Origin of the sequence: Brotonthovivens ammoniilytica, assembly GCF_025566885.1 — a bacterium.
Lineage (GTDB): Bacteria > Bacillota > Clostridia > Lachnospirales > Lachnospiraceae > Brotonthovivens > Brotonthovivens ammoniilytica.
Genome location: NZ_JAOQJQ010000003.1, coordinates 260943 through 279376, shown reverse-complemented (window position 1 = coordinate 279376; position 18434 = coordinate 260943). Strand labels below are relative to the sequence as shown.

The window sequence follows — 18434 nt, the reverse complement described above, 5'->3', positions numbered from 1 at the left end:
AACATACTATAACGTTCAACTATGCCCTTTTGTGACCAAAAAATTAGACAAGTTTTAATTTCTTTTTCTGCTTAATCTGTACGAAATAGACAACTTAAGCCTCTTTTCTGCTTTCTGCCATTTCTTCTATTATTTTTATCAGCTCTTCTTCCGGCAGATCTTCTGCCAGAAGCACACACCAGATATCTTCTTCTACCCAGAAACATTCTTTCCACCCATCCGGGGTGGTCCCAATCAGAACATCGTTTCCCCTCACCTGTGCATAATGAGACTCTGAAAATTCCGCATCCCTGGCGGTCACCGCCCCGTCTTCTAAAATAGTCTGCTGAAACACAAGCAGGGAACCTTCGCCATTTTCATATTCTCCGGAATAACTATTATCCGACAGTTCTTCATGTTCCATCAAATATCCGGACGGTATATAGGAGAATTTTTTAAGACTACCGTACCCGGTTCCGTCTATAGAATATTCCTCCTCTACATATTTTTCATTCTTTTTTGTCTCCACTATTTTCATTCTGAAATTAATAGCTGCCTTCACGCCAGCGGAAAGAGCTGTGCTGATGGCAAACAAAAGAAGTATAATCATTGCAATCCGTCTGCCTGCAGACATATAATGAAAATGTCTCCCTGGATGTCTGCTCTGCCTTTTCAGCTTATTCATTCTTTTCTGAAATTGAATGCCGGGTGTAAAGTTAAGATCCGGCTGTTCCGGCATTTCATCTAAAAGCTCCTGATCTGCTTTTGGCACATATTTATAAAGCAGCTCGTCGGTAACTTCTATTCTCATAAAACTCCCTCTCCATTTAATATTTTTTCCAATTTTATTTTTCCTCTGGAAATACGTTTCCGGACCGAATCCTCAGAAATATCCAATATCTTTGAAATTTCACAGTTTTCATAACCACTGCTGTACTTAAGAAGAAAAATATCTTGATACAGCTTCGGCATATTTTTAATAGCAGTGATCACCCGGTTTTCCTCCGGCAGCTCATAATAGCTCTCCTGAAATTTGCCAGGCATCTGCCAGTCCTCTACCTCATCCAGAGAAATTTTCCTTTCTCTTTTATTCCTTCTCATCATATCAATAACAGTTCTTTCCGTTATCGTCAGTACAAACCGTTTCGTCTTATTTCCGCTGATTTCCTCCACCTGATCTAAATGATGGAGCAGCTTTAAAAAAGCGCTGTGTACCGCATCCTCCGCTGCCATTTGATTATTCAGCATCTCCATGGCAACATACAGCATTAATTTGTGATATTTTTCATATATAAGTTCAAACTTTGTTTTCTCAGCTTCAGTTTCCAGTGGAACTGTATAAAATAGTATCATTTTCCTCCTTCTACCATACAAGAACGTATGGAACCCTTTATTTGTGACAACAAATCAGAAATTTTTTAAAATTTACAGTCCAATAGTCTCTAAACTGATACATTACAATTTTAAAATTTCGTTTTCTCAGGCATCAGCACCTGATTTATCATAACAGCGAAAGAGGCCTGTCCATAGATCATTCCTTTTGGAATAATCTGTGTCAGGTCTCATTTCACCTTACAGTTTTGTGGTCCACACTGTGCAGTCCCAGACAGCATCTGCCCAGTCTTCGTAAAAATCCGGTTCATGGCAGACCATCAAAATACTGCCCTTATATGCTTTTAATGCCCGTTTCAGCTCTTCCTTTGCATCCACATCCAGATGATTTGTAGGTTCATCCAAAACCAGCAGATTACTGGCCCTGTTTATAAGTTTACATAATCTAACCTTTGCCTGCTCGCCGCCGCTTAATACTCTTACTTTACTTTCAATATGCTTGGTTGTTAAGCCGCATTTTGCAAGAGCGCTGCGAACTTCATACTGAGAATATCCCGGAAACTCCTTCCAGATTTCCTCAATGCAGGTTGTATCCGCGTCCTGGCTCATTTCCTGTTCAAAATATCCAATCTCCAGATAATCCCCCAGAAAAATCTCTCCCTCCAGAGCCGGAATAAATCCAAGAATACTCTTTAACAATGTCGTTTTTCCGATACCATTAGAGCCGGTTAATGCAATTTTCATTCCCCGTTCCATCTCAAGATTCAAAGGTTTTGACAAAGGTTCCTCATATCCAATCACCAGCTCCTTTGTCTGAACAATATAGCGTCCCGGCGTACGTGCTTCTTTAAAGTGAAATTCCGGCTTGGGACGCTCTGCTGCCAGCTCAATGACATCCATCTTGTCCAGCTTTTTCTGCCGTGACATAGCCATATTTCTGGTTGCAACTCTGGCTTTATTCCGTGCCACAAAATCCTTCAAATCAGCAATTTCCTTCTGCTGTCTGTTATAGGCCGCCTCAAGCTGAGCCTTTTTTGCGGCATGTACTTCCTGGAATTTATCATAATCTCCCACATACCTGTCTAAAGCCCGGTTTTCCATATGATAGATCAGATTGATCACACTGTTTAAAAAAGGAATATCATGGGATATCAGAATAAATGCATTTTCATAATCATTCAGATAACGTTTCAGCCACTCAATATGCTCTGTATCCAGATAGTTTGTGGGCTCGTCCAACAGCAGGATATCCGGCTTTTCCAGTAAAAGCTTCCCAAGCAGCACCTTTGTTCTCTGGCCGCCGCTGAGGTCCGTTACATCCCGGTCCAAAGACAGATCAAGAAGTCCCAGAGCTCTTGCAACCTCCTCAACCTTGGCATCAATCATATAAAAATCATGCATGGTCAGAAGGTCCTGCAGCGTCCCTGCCTCTTCCATCCAGACAGTCATCTGCTCTGGGTCTGCTTCCCCCAGCTTTTCGTATATTTTGTTCATTTCCTCTTCCATCTCATACAGGAAATCAAACGCCGAGGACAGTACATCCCGGATTGTCATTCCTTTTTGAAGTACTGTATGCTGGTCAAGGTAGCCAACGCGGACATTTTTTGCCCATTCAATTTTTCCTTCATCCGGCATCAATCTGCCGGTAATAATATTCATAAATGTGGACTTTCCTTCTCCGTTGGCTCCTATAAGGCCAATGTGTTCTCCTTTTAACAGCCGGAAGGAAACGTCCTCAAAAATCGCTCTGTCCCCAAATCCATGGGTCAGATGTTCAACATTTAAAATGCTCATAATCTAGTTAAATCCAATTACCTTCTGTGAAATTTTATAAATTGTCAGTGAGATCTGCCTGCCGCCTTTCCCTGGCAGATGCACAATCTGTCCCATAATCCGGTTGCGCAGCTTATGAAACAGGCGTATATCACGCCCTTTTAAATAAGTCCAAAGCTCCCGCTTCTTTTCCAGATTTTCTTTCGTACCCGATTTTATCAGCATAATTGTGGAAATCACAGTGATAATCTCAAGATAATTCATCATATAATTGCGCAGATGGCGGTCTGTCAGCTTGTACAGATCACATGCGTCAATCATCATTTTATTAACCTTGATCTGCTGATCAATGCGTTTAATCATCACCGATTCATTGACTGACTGATCTTCTCTGCCTATGTAATAGCGGTAAAAATCCACATTCAGATAATACATGGTCTTTACATATGGAAGGGGCACATAGACAAACAGATTATCCACATAAAATGTATGCCTTGGCAGTACCAGATGACAGTCCCGAAGCAGCTGTGTCCGGTAAATTACTGAATGCATCAGAATATATTTACCTGTGTTAAAATTCTTTGTTTCTGCCCAGCCAAATAACTGATTCTGGGGCAGAATATTTGTATAGCGCACAGTCTTTTTATGCTTGGCTCCTATCTTTTCATAAACAAAATTGCTGATCATCATATCCAGCATACAGCCGCCGCTGCACAAATTTCTAAGGGTCAGAAGAATTTTCTGATAGGCATCAAGATCAACCCAGTCATCACTGTCAACCACCTTAAAGTACAGACCTGCAGCATGGTTTATCCCGGCATTCAGGCCTGCTCCATGGCCTCCGTTTTCCTGATGGATCACTCTGACAATGTCAGGATAGTTTTTCGCATATGTGTCAGCGATCTCTCCTGTCCGGTCTGTAGAACCGTCATCTATAATAATGATCTCCACATCCTCGCCTCCCGGAAGCAGAGAATCAATACATCTTTCCATATAATCCTGTGAATTATAACAGGGAACCGTTACAGTAAGCAGTTTCATAAAACATTCCTCACTCTGTTTTTTTCATCTTACGTCCCATTATACACTTAAATACTAATTTTCATCAATTATTTTAAAAATTTTATCGTTCATAAACTGTTCATATTTTATTTACTAAATAAACATATATTCAACATACGATTGACACATTTTAATTTTATACTTATCTCAAGTTAAGAAATTAACTTAGCAGTGACAATTTCTTTTCATAAATCTTTTTCATGTAAATAGCCGGTGCCACCACACCGGCTTCCTCTTTGTCTTTGGGCATAACTTTCTGTAACCCTTCCTGCTTTTTCAATATCTTTCACAAACTTAAAATATTCTCCTGATCTGCCCTCACTGCTCCTGAAACTTTTCATTTCCAAGACGGAGATTCATATATTTCGTATAAGCTCCGAAAGCCGCGGGAATTGCATATTTCTGCTCCGCCTCTGCAGTTTCTGCAAATAAAAGTCCGGCTTTTTCTCTTGTCAATGTATCCACCTGTATCATATAACCAGTCATATGCCATTCTACATGGGAAAAAATATGCACGGCTTCCTCTAGCTGCTGAATCCTCATAGGATGCAGATTCATTTCCTGCACACAGTTAAGGGCTTCCCGGGCAGACAGATGCCCTTCCCTGTTTGGAAACTCATATAACCCCGCAAGAAGCCCCCGTTTTCCCCGCTTGTTCAGCACCACCCGCTCACCATCACGAATCACCAGAACCGTTTTATCTTCGATTCTTCTGGCTTTTGCTTTTGTCTTTACCGGAAGCCTGTCCCATGTTTGATGCTGATTTGCAAGGCAGAACTCCTTCCATGGACATTCTCCGCATTTTGGCGCCCCGTTTGGCACGCACACAGTAGCGCCAAGCTCCATCAGAGCCTGATTAAAGGCTCCTGCCCGCCCCTTTGGCATGATCTTAAGAAGCTCCTGCTCCACTTTAGTTTTTACTGACTGTTTCATAATATCGGAATCATCTTCTGTCAGGCGCATCAAAATGCGCAGCACATTTCCATCCACTGCCGGAACCGGTATCCCATAGGCAATAGACGCAATAGCTCCCGCCGTATAGTGTCCGATTCCTTTTAAGGTCAGCAGTTTCTCATAATCCGCCGGAAGCTCTCCGCCAAACGCTTCCATTACCGTCCTGGCGGCAGTCTGCATATTTCTGACACGGTTATAGTATCCAAGACCTTCCCAAAGCTTCAGCAGACGTTCCTCTTCGCACTCTGCCAGCGCTTTTATATCCGGCAAGCTTATCGTAAACCGGGCAAAATACGGTTTTACCGCCTCCACCCTTGTCTGCTGCAGCATAATTTCAGATATCCATACCCGATAGGGAGAAACCTCATCTCTCCAGGGCAGAGACCTTTTATTCTGCTCATACCACAAAAGCAGCGGCTCTGTTATTTTTGTCAGATCAAAATCTGTCAGCATACTTTTTCTCCTGTTTCATTGGTGCAAAACTACCGGAATCTCTTTGTCCAGCTCCATAGAATCCTCCGTTACAAGGCAGTCATAAGCCAGAACCTTAACGCCCGCCCCCCAGGCTTCTCTTAAAGCAGCTCCAAATTCAGGATGGGTGCGGTCATTGGGGCAGAACTGCCGAATCTGTTTCATCTGTATCACAAATAAGATTACTCCCTCAAATCCGTCCTGCATACAGGAAATTAATTCCCTGATATGCCGCACTCCCCGCTGGGTAGGCGCATCCGGAAAATAGGCCGTGCCGTCTTCTTCTAAGGTAACGCCTTTTACTTCCAGAAAAACTTTCCGCTCTCCGGCTTCCAGATAAAAATCAAATCTGGAGGTTCCGTATTTTTGTTCTGCTTTTAAATAAGTCAGATCCGGAAATAAAATCTTTTTCTTAAGCCATTCTGCCACGGCCTTGTTGGGAGCCTGAGAATCCATGTTAATCATCAAATCTCCCTTTTTTACCCCTAACAGATCATATTTTGTCTTCCGGGCAGGATTAGAGCTCTCCTCCAGAAAAACCTCCGCCCCCGGAATCAGAAGCTCCCGGCACCGGCCTGTATTTTTTACATGACAGATCGTCTCTTTTCCTGAAATAGCTACATTTGCCACAAACCGGTTGGGCCGGCTTACAAAATTTCCCTTTACTATCTTTTTGTATTTCATAAATTTATCTTCTTTAAATTTTCTTTAAAAACGCCGCGATTTTTTCCAGACAGATGCGGATGGTTTCCTGGCTGTATGCATAAGAACAGCGGATGTAACCGTCGCCGCAGGCTCCAAAGGCATCCCCCGGGATTACAGCCACCTTCTGATCCTCAAGTAGTCTGCGGCAGAACTCCTGACTGCTCATGCCGGTCTTTTTAATGGATGGAAATACATAAAAGGCGCCTTCCGGCTCCACCACATCCAGCCCCATGTTTTTAAAACCTTCTGTCATTAACATTCTTCTGGCATCATATTCCCTGCGCATAACTTCTATATCTTCTTCTCTTTGGGCACTGGTAAGGGCTTCTAGTGCGGCGGCCTGTGCAATCGTTCCTGCAGACATTATTGTAAACTGATGGATTTTATTCATGGCCGCAATGATTTCTGCCGGTCCTGCCGCCATCCCCATACGCCATCCGGTCATGGCAAAAGCCTTGGAAAATCCATTTAATACTACACACTGCTCCTTCATCCCCGGCAGCGCCGCAATGGATACGTGTCTCTTTCCATATGTAAGCTCCGCATAAATTTCATCACTGATTACAAAAATATTGTGTTCCTTTAAAATGGGAACAAGGACCTCTAAATCCGTCTGTTCCATAATAGCCCCGGTAGGATTGCAGGGAAACGGAAGCAGCAGAGCCTTTGTTTTCGGAGTTATCTTTTCTTTTAGCTCCTCCGGTGTGAGACGAAAGCGGTTTTTCTCCTGCATACAAAGATGAACCGGCACACCGCCGCACATCATTACACACGGAATGTAGGAAACATAAGATGGTTCCACCACCAAAACCTCATCCCCGGGATTAATCAAAGCCCGAAGCGCCAGATCAATTCCTTCACTTGCTCCCACAGTAATCAAAATCTCATCCTGTCTGTCATAATAAAGATCAAACTTTTCCAGATATTTGGCGGCTGCCCGTCTTAACTCCACCGTTCCACGGTTATCCGTGTATTTTGTCCGGGCCTCTCTGATGGCCTCTATGGCGGCATCCCGCACATGCTCTGCCGTTGCAAAATCCGGCTCCCCTACTCCTAAAGATACCGCGCCGTCTAATGTATTTGCCACATCGAAAAAATCTTTAATGCCGGAATCAGGCATCTGCATAACCACATCCGATATATATGTTTTTTTCATTCTATCACCTGCTTTATTTCTTTGGTTCACATTCTAACTGAGTGTAACACAGTCCCTTAAAAATTCCTATCCCCAAAACAATCCGCGCTTTCATTTTTCATTTTTCTGGTGTATAATTGTTGTATCTTTAAGTTGGTAAACCACAGGAGGTATAAGGTAATGAATAACTTAACACTGGAAGTTGAAAATTCAATTGCGGTCTTGACAATCAACAGACCAAAGGCTCTGAATGCTTTAAACAGCGAAACGCTGACTGAATTAAACGAAGTACTCACAGAAATCGAAGGAAGAAGCGACATCAAAGTTGTCATTCTTACAGGCGCAGGGGAGAAATCTTTTGTTGCAGGCGCTGACATCTCTGAAATGGTTAATTTCTCAGGTGCAGAAGGACGTGCTTTTGGTATGCGCGCGGCAGATCCATTCTTTAAATTAATGAATATGCGTCAGGTTACCATCGCTGCTGTAAACGGATTTGCTCTTGGGGGCGGATGCGAGATCTCTATGGCCTGCGATATCCGTATCGCATCTGACAACGCACTGTTTGGACAGCCTGAATGCGGTCTTGGAATCATTCCGGGCTTCGGCGGCACACAAAGACTTGCCCGTCTGGTAGGTATGGGCCGTGCAAAAGAAATGATCTTTGCATGCACAAACATTGACGCTCAGGAAGCTTACAGAATCGGCCTTGTAAATAAAGTTGTTCCTCAGGCAGAGCTGATGGATACCGCTAAAAAAATGGCATCCAAAATTGCCCGCAATGCAAGCTATGCTGTTTCTATTGCAAAAGCGGCCATCAACAACGGTTATGATATGGATATCAAAAATGCTGTTGAATATGAAGCAAACCTGTTTGGCATTACATGTTCCACACATGATAAGACAGAGGGAATGACTGCTTTCCTTGAAAAACGGAAAGAGAAAAACTTCACTGATTTCTAAATACTATTAATAAAAAAGTATCCTGCCACGGCAGGATTCTCCGCCTGCGGCGGGTCGCCTTTGCGACATGATTCCATTCCGCCGCAGTGCGATCCTCAGCGGAGCGTTTTTTTTCTCTATAGGAATCGGTACTTTTCAGCTTTATCACAACACAGTATTTCCTAGTAGAGTAAAAAAGAATGTGCAAAGCACATTCTCCGCCTGCGGCGGGTCGTTTTTGCGAAATGACTCCATTCCGCCGCAGTGCGATCCTCAGCGGAGCGTTTTTTGCTCTATAAGAATCGGTACTTTTCAGCTTTATCACAACACAGTATTTCCTATAGAGTAAAAAATTGCAGGGAAGCTTTTACTTCCCTGCTTTCTTTCATATAAAAACAAATCCTGTTTTATCCAAAGGAGGTTACACAAACATGAATCAAAAAATTATCGGATTTATCGGCGGCGGCAATATGGGCAGCGCAATTATCGGCGGACTGATAAGCTCCGGCCTTTCTGATAAAGAACATATTATTGCCGCAGACAAAACCCAGGCTGCCGTCAATCGTCTGAAAGAAACTTTCGGTATCCAGACATCTACTGAAAATATTGAAGTCAGCTCTCTTGCTGATATTTTATTTCTGGCAGTAAAACCGAATATGTTTCCCACAGTTATTCCAGAGATCAGACATCATCTGAAAGAAAGCTCAATTATCGTCTCCATTGCTGCCGGACAGTCTCTAGAGAAAATCGAAGATCTGTTTGAGCACCCCATAAAACTAGTCCGGGCTATGCCAAACACTCCCGCACTTGTAGGCGCTTCCATGAGCGCTTTATGCGGCAACGATCACGTTTCTGAGGAAGAACTCCATGAAGTAAAACAGCTGTTTGACAGCTTCGGAGAATCCGAAATTATATCCGAATCTCTGATGGATGCAGTTGTAGGTGTCAGCGGTTCTTCTCCTGCTTATGTTTATATGTTTATCGAAGCTATGGCAGACGCCGCTGTTGCTGACGGTATGCCCCGCAGCCAGGCCTATAAATTTGCAGCACAGTCTGTACTTGGTTCCGCAAAAATGGTACTGGAAACAGGAAAACACCCAGGAGAATTAAAGGATATGGTCTGCTCACCCGGAGGGACAACCATCGAAGCTGTAGCTGTTTTGGAGCAGATGGGGCTGCGCACTGCTGTTATCGAAGCCCAGAGAGCCTGCAGTCAGAAATCAAAGGATATGAGTAAATAATAACCGGTACAAAAATTACAGCTTTACCACAACACAGTATTTCCTATAGAGCAAAAAGAGAGGAGCATTGGCGTTTTTTTGATATGCTCCCTTCTAGGTAGACAAGTGAAATAATAAAAACTTGTTTGCTTAGGAGGGAGCATTTTCTATGTCAAAAATATCAGCAGAAGACAAGATATATTATTGTAAACAGTACTTGGAGGGTAAGCTTTCACAAGGACAAATAGCCAAGATCCTTCAAGTCAATAAGATTTCTGTTCAAAGATGGCTTATGAAATATGAATCTATGGGAACGGATGCTTTTGTAAAGTCAGGGTACAAAAGATACTCAAAAGAACTGAAAGAACAAGCGGTAAATGACTATCTGGCTGATAAGGATTCTTTAATGGGGTTATGCAAAAAATATGCTATTCATTCATCTACTCAATTATCGAAGTGGATTTTGTTATATAATGGTCATAAGGAGCTGAAAGCTTCCGGAACAGGAGGACATAGCCTTATGACCAAAGGAAGAAAAACAACATTTGAAGAACGTATTGAAATCGTGCAGTACTGTATTGCACATGAACATAACTATGCTGAAACAGCAGAGAAGTATCAGGTATCCTATCAACAGGCTCGTAATTACACGGTAAAGTATGAAGCGGGCGGTATCAATGCCCTTCAGGATCATCGCGGCAAGCGAAAACCAGAAGATTCTCTGACCGAAATTGAAAAACTCCGGGCTGAATTAAAGATGGAAAAAGCAAAACGACAGAAAGCGGAAATGGAAATATCATTCTTAAAAAAATTAGAGGAAATCGAGAGGAGGCGGGGCTGAGCCTGGTTCGCCATGAGTCAATCTATCAGGCGGTGAAAGAAGAACATGAGGAACATAATTATCCAGTACGGGCTCTTTGTAAACTCGGCAGTGTTTCCAGAGCTGCCTACTATAAATGGCTAAATCGGAAAATGTCGGAACACGAGCAGGAGAACCAAAGAATTGCAATACTGATAGAAAAAATCCATAACGAATCACCAGATAAGGGTTACCGCAGGATCCGCGATGAACTGGAACGATACCATGGGATCGATGTGAATGATAAACGTATTTTGCGTATCTGCCGGAAACTTGGTATCAAATCTACCATTAAGTATGCGAATAACGGATGTACAAGACAGGCGGTAAATCCACAGTATATAGCAGAAAATATACTAAACCGTGAGTTTAAGGCAGAAGCACCAAACCAGAAGTGGCTTACTGATGTAACAGAATTTCAGTACTACATCGGAACCGAGAAACACAAAGTATACTTAAGTGCTATTCTGGATCTGTTCGATAGAAGAATTGTAGCTTATTGTATTGGCAACAGCAATAATAATTCTTTAGTTTTTGACACCCTTGACGATGCTGTCATGAAGAATCCAGATGCGCATCCTTTATTTCATAGTGATAGGGGATTCCAGTATACCAACAGAATATTTCACGCCAAACTTGAAGATGCCGGAATGACACAAAGTATGTCTAGGGTTGCGAAATGTATCGATAACGGTCCTATGGAAGGATTTTGGGGAATTTTAAAGAGAGAACGCTATTATAGTAGACGCTTCACAGATCGAGAGTCACTAGTAACCATGATTGAAGAATATATCTACTATTACAACAATAAACGTTTACAGAGAAATTTGGGTGTGTTAACACCAATGGAAAAACATGAAATATATTTGCAGGCAGCATAAAAATCTGCCAGCAGGTAACACCTACTGGCAGAAAAAATTTTATTTTTTTAATTGTCTACTTGACGGGAAGCAGTTCATTTTACCCGCCGGCCCTCTCTTTTCTTTCTTTAAATTATCCGGTTGTCAGACTGTCAATGAGCCATCCGTCAGCTGTCTTATCCAGCACAACGTAATATCCGCCTTCCGTATCCGGATACAGCGCAGACTCTTTTACCGTTTCCATTTCTACCTCTGCAAAGACCCACAGCTGTCCGTCCACAATTTTAACCGCTTCCTCTATGCCGGTGGGCAGTTCTTTCAGTTTTGCCCGGCGCATTCCCCAGACGACATTTTCATGAATCAGGTTTTTTGCAAAATTGTCCGTACAATAGCTCTTCATGGTCTCGTAATCTTCCCTGGAAAAAGCATCAAAAAAGTCTTCCACAACGTTCACATATGACTTCTGTTCCAGATCTTTTTCTGTAATCAGGGATTCTTCTTGATACTTTTCCGCTTCTTTTGATTCCGTACTGCTCTGGACCGATTCTTTCTGTACATTTTTTTGCTCACAGGAAAGCAGAAATACACCTGCCATAGCAAAAACCATAACAGCTGTCAGTTTCTTACACTTTTTTATCAATGGTGTTCTCCTTTTGTTTTACGGCACTGGCTGATAAACAAAGCTGCAAATACTACAAGAGCAATCAATGCAAATCGAACGATCTGTCCCCAAGAAATCCACCAGTAAATACTAATAACTACATTGACAAAGGCCAGAATCACATAAAGTATTTTTACGTTTATGGCGGCATCATCTGATTTTTTTATTGCCAGATATAAGAAGACGCCAAATATCAATGCTGAAATGGCCTGATAGATCAGGCTTGGATATGTATTATAGTTACGGGCTGCATAATCATATAATTTATGCAGCAGAATCGGATCTATAAAAACGATCAGCTGCACTAAAATTATGTATAAAATATTTTTCATAGATATTCCTTTCTGAACATTTTCTGCTATACACTTCCGACAGAGTACCAGCCATAATAATGCAGATATATCTGTTCAAATAAAATAATTATTTTAAGACATCCATTACTATATCTTATAGATTATTTTACTATCTTTTCATTCTTTGTCAACTATACTTTGTATTATAAAGTATTTGTTATTATATATTATTTATAATAAAAACACCACCCTGCAATTAAAGACACCTTATCCTGTCCGTTCCTGCAAAGCAGTGTTTTTCAGCTTTCTATAATTATCTTGATATTTTTAACGCTTTTTCCTGCTGTTAAATTTCCTCAGGCTCCCAGCAGCACCGCCATAATGGGAATGGTAATTAACGAGCAAAGTGTCGAAATCACAACACCGATAGAAGCGCTTTTGTTTTGTCTCGCATAAGGCGCAGACCCCATGGCCACTAAAGAAGCTACCGGCATCCCGGCTCCTATAGTACAAATACTGATCAGAACAGGATCGTCTGTTACAAAATGCATAAATCCCCAGACTAACAGGGGCATTCCAATCAGCCTCACCGGAAGCATGGGCCAGATTCCTTTTTCTGTTTTGATTTCCTTAAAGGAAGCCGCAGCCATAGAGCTTCCGATAATAATCATGGACAACGGGGTGGTAATGTTTCCGATAAATCCCACACATTCAAAGAAAATATCCGGCATTGGGATATTGGCAAAGTAAATCACCAGGGCTGCTGCAGCTGCAATAATTCCATTATTGATAAAACTGCGAAGCTTCATTTTCTCTTTCTCAGAAGCACCGGACCCGATTGCCGCGTCTTTCTTGAACAAATGCAGTGCCAGTGAGAAAAACAAAATGTTAAATGGCATATTAAAAATCGTTATGTAAAAGATTGCGCTTTCTCCAAATAATGCCTGGACCACCGGATATCCCATAAAAGAGTTATTGGAAAAAATCAGCATACACATATAGGTCCCTCTGAGATGTTTTGGAACCCGCATCAGTCCTGTTACCAAATAGGCGATAAACGGAAATATCGCATACATGACAATTCCCGCCAGAAAAAGCTTCAGTACCATCTGCGGGTCATCATGGGATACGGAAGAAACACTGTTTAAAATAATACACGGACAGGTAACCTGTACAATCATGGCGGAAAGCTTCTTATTCGTTTCTTCTGTGAGTATTTTTTTTCGAAACAAAAAAAATCCAACTACCATGGCAGCTAAAAGCTTACACATTGTTGTTGCAATAACCATATTTCTCTCCCCTTTCATTTTTCATATATTTTGCATAAAACAAGATTTTTTTATTAAATCTATCATAGCACACACTTTTTAGAATGTCACGTATTCTTAGAAACTTGCAAGTTCCCCTTGTATCCTGTACAGACATTGAGTAAAATTTTATCATAAGGTTATTATAAAGAAAAACAGATCTCTGTTCATATCTGTTTTGAAACAGGAGGAAAAACTATGTGGGCTTATGAAAGTGTTTTTTATCAGATTTATCCCCTTGGATTTTGCGGGGCGCCTTTTGAAAATGATGGAGTTTTAACACATCGGATTTTAAAAGTAAATGACTGGATCCCCCATATCAAGAAGCTTGGCGCTGATGCCGTTTATTTTTCACCGTTATTTGAATCTGATACCCATGGATATAATACAAGGGATTATAAAAAACTGGATGTGCGTCTGGGCACCAATGAAGACTTTGCCGCAGTATGTAAAAATCTGCACCGGGCAGGTATCCGCATCGTGTTAGACGGGGTGTTTAATCATGCGGGACGGGGTTTTTTTGCTTTTCAGGATGTTTTAAAAAACCGTGAAAACTCTTCCTACAAGGATTGGTTTTTCCTGAATTTTCAGGGGAACTCCAACTATAACGACGGTCTCTGGTATGAAGGCTGGGAAGGAAACTTTGATCTGGTTAAGCTGAACCTGAAAAATGAAGAAGTGATCCGTTATCTGTTAGACAGCGTAAAATACTGGATTGATACCTTTGATATCGACGGACTGCGGCTGGATGTAGCCTACTGTCTTGACCATGACTTTGTCCGCCGTCTCCGGAGCCACTGTGATTCTCTAAAAAATGAATTCTTCCTGGTAGGAGAAATGCTTCACGGCGATTATAACCAGCTGATGAATGATCAGATGCTGCATTCAGTAACGAATTACGAATGCTACAAAGGACTGTTCTCCAGCTTTAACAGCATGAATATGTTTGAAATTATCCACTCTTTACTGCGCCAGTTCGGACCGGAAAACTGGACTCTTTATAAAGGAAAACATCTGCTTTCATTTGTGGATAATCATGATGTAACCCGGATTGCCAGCAATCTCACCAATGAACGGCACCTTCCATTGATTTATGCCCTCTGTTTTGGAATGCCTGGTATTCCATGTATTTACTACGGAAGCGAATGGGGTGCAAAGGCGCACAAAAATGAAGGAGATCCTGCATTACGTCCATGTTTTGACGCCCCTCTTGAAAATGAGCTTACCAGATGGATTACTGCTTTAAGCAAAGCAAAAAAAGAAAGCGCTGCCCTTAACTATGGGGATTTTTGCTCAGTAGTTCTGACAAACCGTCAATGTATTTTTGAACGCCGGACAGACAACGAGCGTGTATTTGTGGCAGTCAATGCCGATGAAACGCCTTACACGGCACACTTTGACACCGGCTGCGGTCGGGCGAAAGATCTGATTACCGGTGCAGAGCACGACTTTGGCGGCGGCAGCCAGCTGCCTGCTTACAGCGCTTTCTTCTGGAAATGTGAGAGCTGATTTTTAAAAACAAATAACTATTTAAAGTAAAATAGGCCGAGAAACAAAAATCCCACTGTAAGGAACCACATGGCCCATTGAACCAATCTCCCAATCGTTAGATTTTTGGTCTAGCTTTTGGCGGGCAGTTCAATGGAAGGTTCCGGACTGTGGGATTTTTCTCTCTTAAAGTTTACGCATTCAGCATTTTCGTAAAATCAGCCATAGCCTCTGATATTTTTATCTGCTGGGGACAGACTGCTTCACAGCTTCTGCATCCCACGCAGGCAGCAGGGCGTTTTGATTCCGGTACAGCCATCAGCGCCATAGGTGCAAGGAAACCTCCCTTTGTAGAACAGTGCTCATTATACAGCCCGATTAAAACCGGGATATTAAGCCCTTTAGGGCAATGACTGACACAATATCTGCATGAGGTGCACGGCAGAGCAATCTTCTTTATGATACTGTCCGCAATTTTTATTACAGCGTCAAATTCCATATCATTTAAGGGCTGATTGGTTTCAAAGGTATGAATATTTTCCTGAAGCTGGCCAAAATCTGACATCCCGGAAAGAGTTACTGTCACTTCCGGAATTGTCTGCAGAAACCGGAATGCCCATGCCGGTATTCCTTCCTCTGGGCGCAGTTTTTTTAACTGCTGCTCCTGCTTAAGATCAAGGGATGCCAGCTGTCCGCCCCGCAGGGGTTCCATTACCCAGACTGGTATCTGATACTGTTTTAAAAGCTCTATCTTAGCTTTTGCATCCTGAAAACTCCAGTCCAGATAATTTAACTGAATCTGACAGAATTCCATATCGCTTCCGTATGCCTTTAAAAACCGTTCCATAACATCATACGCTCCGTGAACAGAAAAGCCCAGGTGTCTGATGCGTCCGTCCGCTTTTTGTTTCATAAGATAATCGTAAATACCATAAGCTTCATCCAGATATGCATCAATATTCATTTCACAGACATTGTGAAACAAATAAAAATCAAAATAATCTACCTTACACTTTTTCAGCTGTGTCTCAAAAATCTCTTCCACTTTATCCATATTGGAAAGATCATATCCGGGAAATTTATCTGCCAGATAAAAGCTTTCTCTGGGATGCCGGGCAAGCGCCTTACCCATCACCAGCTCCGACTGTCCTCCATGATATCCCCAGGCAGTATCATAATAGTTAATCCCCTGCTTCATAGCATAGTCCACCATTTTCATTGCCGCAGCCTCATCAATGTTTGAATCATCTCCATCTACAACCGGCAGACGCATGGCCCCCATTCCAAGGGCTGATAGTTTTAAATCCTGAAATCCTTTATAAATCATAACCTGTCACTCCATTCTGTTTTTATATTCTGTTTTATATTTTATTTCTATTATCAATTATTTCTTAGTATAAGCCAGAAAAAACTGGCTTTACAAATATCTGTTTAAAATGGATACCTATGCCTTTTTTGCATAATCCTGAAGTTCTCTACTGCCCGGCAATTTTTTCAGCCAGCTCCTCCAGATACTCCCAGCGCTCCATCTTCTCTTCCAGTTCCTGCTCCTTTTTGGATTTTAATTCTGTCAGTTCTGATAATTTTGCAGAGTTTGTTGCATTTGCCATCATATCCTGCTCCAGCTGCTCCAACGCCTCTTCTAAAGCTGCGATATCTTCCTCAATGGTCTCATACTCCCGCTGTTCCTTATAAGAAAATTTCAGTTTCTTTTCTTTTGCAGCCCGATAAGTATCTTTCCCTGCTCTTCCAGATTTTTCTGCCAAAACATCGGCCGCTGCCGGACTTTGTTTCTCCTCATCCGCTTCTTTGGCCTTCATAATATAATCTGTATATCCGCCTTCATACTGCCTCAGGCGCCCGCCATCTTCAAAAGCAAAAATCCTCCGCACCGTCCGGTCCAGAAAATACCGGTCATGAGACACGGTTATCACAATTCCCTGATAGTGATCCAGATAATCCTCCAGTATGGTCAATGTGGAAATATCCAGATCATTGGTGGGCTCATCTAAAATCAGCACATTTGGCGCTTCCATCAGTACCCGGAGCAAATTCAGCCGGCGGCGTTCTCCTCCCGATAGTTTTCCAATCAGGCTGTACTGAGCATCCGGGGGAAACAAAAACCGTTCCAGCATCGCAGAAGCACTGATAAGACCATCTTCGGTACGCACATATTCTGCGGTCTCCCTGATATAATCAATGACACGCATAGCAGGGTCCATATAAGCAATTCCCGCATCCTTTCCCGTCTCAATCTCCTGGGAATAATATCCCATTTTAATGGTCTGCCCGATTTTAATTGTTCCCTGGTCCGGCTGTATCCGTCCCGTCAGCATTTTCATCAGCGTTGTTTTCCCACAGCCGTTATCACCCACAAATCCAATACGGTCATTTTTTAAAAATATGTAGGAAAAATCCCTGACCAAAGTCTTCTCTCTATATGATTTACAGAGATTTTCCACCTCAATGGTTGTGTTTCCCATACGCGTAGAAACAGAACTCATCTCCACCCTGCCATCACTGACAGGACCACCCTGGTTTTTTAGTTCCTCATACCGCAAAAGTCTTGCCTTCTGCTTGGTAGAACGGGCTCTGGCTCCCCGCTTCACCCATTCAAGCTCTGTGCGCAGAATTGACTGGCGCTTCCTCTCTGTGGCCTGCTCCATCTCTTCCCGCTGGGTTTTTAATTCCAGAAACCCGGCATAATTGGTATCATAATTATAAATCTTTCCTTTATCAATCTCCAAAATCCGGTTGGAAACACTGTCCAGAAAATACCGGTCATGGGTTACCATCAAAAGACTTCCCCTCCAGCTTTTCAGATACTGTTCCAGCCACTGAGCCATACTGTGGTCCAGATGGTTGGTGGGCTCATCTAACACCAGCAGATCACAGGGCTTTAACAGTACCTCTGCCAGAGCCAGCCTTTTTCGCTGACCTCCGGAAAGCTCCCCGATTTTCTGATTCCAGTCCGTAATCCCCAAAGTCTGAAGCATATTTTTAGCTTCTCCTTCCATATCCCAGTGAACATCTGCAGACATTTCCTTCATCACATATTCAAGCACGCAGGATTCTCCGTCAAATTCCGGGGTTTGAGAAAGATACTGTACTACAATATGATTTGCTTTGATACAGCTTCCGGAGTCTGCTTCCTCAAGTCCCGCCGCAATTTTAAGCAGTGTGGATTTTCCAGTTCCGTTAATCCCTATAATTCCAATTTTATCACCTTCCTGTATCCCCCAGGACACATCATCAAAAATCACCTTTTCTCCGTATACTTTACTGATATGTTCTATATTTAAAATGTTCACAAAAACACTCCCTGCCTGTCATTTTTATTTCTATATGATTTTTATATATTGTTTAATCATCATAGCGAATTTTAAAAAAATCGTC

General features: G+C 42.2%; 17 protein-coding genes. 5 read left to right on the top strand and 12 right to left on the bottom strand.

The window, feature by feature from the left end:
• Positions 1-94: 94 nt before the first annotated feature.
• The 7 genes from OCV88_RS09315 to OCV88_RS09285 form a co-directional block, all read right to left on the bottom strand.
• Positions 95-790, bottom strand: a complete 696-nt coding sequence (locus OCV88_RS09315; protein WP_158425234.1) for a DUF4367 domain-containing protein — start codon at positions 788-790, stop codon at positions 95-97.
• On the bottom strand, positions 787-1332 hold the full coding sequence (locus tag OCV88_RS09310) for an RNA polymerase sigma factor (protein ID WP_158425233.1): 546 nt from the start codon (positions 1330-1332) through the stop codon (positions 787-789). The genes OCV88_RS09315 and OCV88_RS09310 overlap by 4 nt, the downstream gene beginning before the upstream one ends.
• Before the next feature lie 219 nt (positions 1333-1551).
• Positions 1552-3105 carry an ABC-F family ATP-binding cassette domain-containing protein gene (locus tag OCV88_RS09305; RefSeq protein WP_158425232.1) on the bottom strand — a complete coding sequence of 518 codons (1554 nt, stop codon included), beginning with the start codon at positions 3103-3105 and terminating at the stop codon, positions 1552-1554.
• 3 nt (positions 3106-3108) lie between these two features.
• On the bottom strand, positions 3109-4125 hold the full coding sequence (locus tag OCV88_RS09300; protein WP_158425231.1) for a glycosyltransferase family 2 protein: 1017 nt from the start codon (positions 4123-4125) through the stop codon (positions 3109-3111).
• 339 nt (positions 4126-4464) lie between these two features.
• On the bottom strand, positions 4465-5553 hold the full coding sequence (gene mutY / locus OCV88_RS09295; protein WP_158425230.1) for an A/G-specific adenine glycosylase: 1089 nt from the start codon (positions 5551-5553) through the stop codon (positions 4465-4467).
• Positions 5554-5568: 15 nt separating this feature from the next.
• On the bottom strand, positions 5569-6255 hold the full coding sequence (gene sfsA, locus OCV88_RS09290; RefSeq protein WP_158425229.1) for a DNA/RNA nuclease SfsA: 687 nt from the start codon (positions 6253-6255) through the stop codon (positions 5569-5571).
• A gap of 13 nt (positions 6256-6268) precedes the next feature.
• The gene (locus OCV88_RS09285; RefSeq protein ID WP_158425228.1) at positions 6269-7432 is read right to left on the bottom strand and encodes a pyridoxal phosphate-dependent aminotransferase; all 1164 of its coding nucleotides are present in this window, start codon (positions 7430-7432) and stop codon (positions 6269-6271) included.
• A gap of 159 nt (positions 7433-7591) precedes the next feature.
• Between OCV88_RS09285 and OCV88_RS09280 the strand changes: the two genes are divergently transcribed.
• The 4 genes from OCV88_RS09280 to OCV88_RS09265 all read left to right on the top strand — a co-directional run bounded on the left by OCV88_RS09280 (position 7592) and on the right by OCV88_RS09265 (position 11310).
• Complete coding sequence (locus tag OCV88_RS09280) at positions 7592-8371, top strand: enoyl-CoA hydratase-related protein (protein ID WP_158425227.1); 780 nt, start codon at positions 7592-7594, stop codon at positions 8369-8371.
• Between the two features lie 410 nt (positions 8372-8781).
• Positions 8782-9591 carry a pyrroline-5-carboxylate reductase gene (gene proC / locus OCV88_RS09275; RefSeq protein WP_158425226.1) on the top strand — a complete coding sequence of 270 codons (810 nt, stop codon included), beginning with the start codon at positions 8782-8784 and terminating at the stop codon, positions 9589-9591.
• 148 nt (positions 9592-9739) lie between these two features.
• Complete coding sequence (locus tag OCV88_RS09270) at positions 9740-10411, top strand: helix-turn-helix domain-containing protein (RefSeq protein ID WP_158425225.1); 672 nt, start codon at positions 9740-9742, stop codon at positions 10409-10411.
• Positions 10321-11310, top strand: a complete 990-nt coding sequence (locus OCV88_RS09265; RefSeq protein ID WP_317258618.1) for an IS3 family transposase — start codon at positions 10321-10323, stop codon at positions 11308-11310. The genes OCV88_RS09270 and OCV88_RS09265 overlap by 91 nt, the downstream gene beginning before the upstream one ends.
• A gap of 112 nt (positions 11311-11422) precedes the next feature.
• Here OCV88_RS09265 and OCV88_RS09260 read toward each other — a convergent pair whose 3' ends face one another.
• From OCV88_RS09260 to OCV88_RS09250, 3 genes are all read right to left on the bottom strand, one after another.
• A complete protein-coding gene (locus tag OCV88_RS09260) occupies positions 11423-11929 on the bottom strand; it encodes a hypothetical protein (protein ID WP_158425223.1) in 507 nt (168 codons plus the stop codon).
• On the bottom strand, positions 11926-12282 hold the full coding sequence (locus OCV88_RS09255; RefSeq protein ID WP_158425222.1) for a hypothetical protein: 357 nt from the start codon (positions 12280-12282) through the stop codon (positions 11926-11928). The genes OCV88_RS09260 and OCV88_RS09255 overlap by 4 nt, the downstream gene beginning before the upstream one ends.
• A 317-nt stretch (positions 12283-12599) precedes the next feature.
• Complete coding sequence (locus tag OCV88_RS09250) at positions 12600-13532, bottom strand: AEC family transporter (RefSeq protein ID WP_262591096.1); 933 nt, start codon at positions 13530-13532, stop codon at positions 12600-12602.
• A 216-nt stretch (positions 13533-13748) separates the two neighbouring features.
• Between OCV88_RS09250 and OCV88_RS09245 the strand changes: the two genes are divergently transcribed.
• A complete protein-coding gene (locus OCV88_RS09245; protein WP_158425220.1) occupies positions 13749-15059 on the top strand; it encodes an alpha-amylase family glycosyl hydrolase in 1311 nt (436 codons plus the stop codon).
• A gap of 172 nt (positions 15060-15231) precedes the next feature.
• Here OCV88_RS09245 and OCV88_RS09240 read toward each other — a convergent pair whose 3' ends face one another.
• Complete coding sequence (locus tag OCV88_RS09240) at positions 15232-16365, bottom strand: aldo/keto reductase (RefSeq protein WP_158425219.1); 1134 nt, start codon at positions 16363-16365, stop codon at positions 15232-15234.
• Between the two features lie 148 nt (positions 16366-16513).
• Positions 16514-18349 carry an ABC-F family ATP-binding cassette domain-containing protein gene (locus OCV88_RS09235; protein ID WP_158425218.1) on the bottom strand — a complete coding sequence of 612 codons (1836 nt, stop codon included), beginning with the start codon at positions 18347-18349 and terminating at the stop codon, positions 16514-16516.
• Positions 18350-18434: the final 85 nt, after the last annotated feature.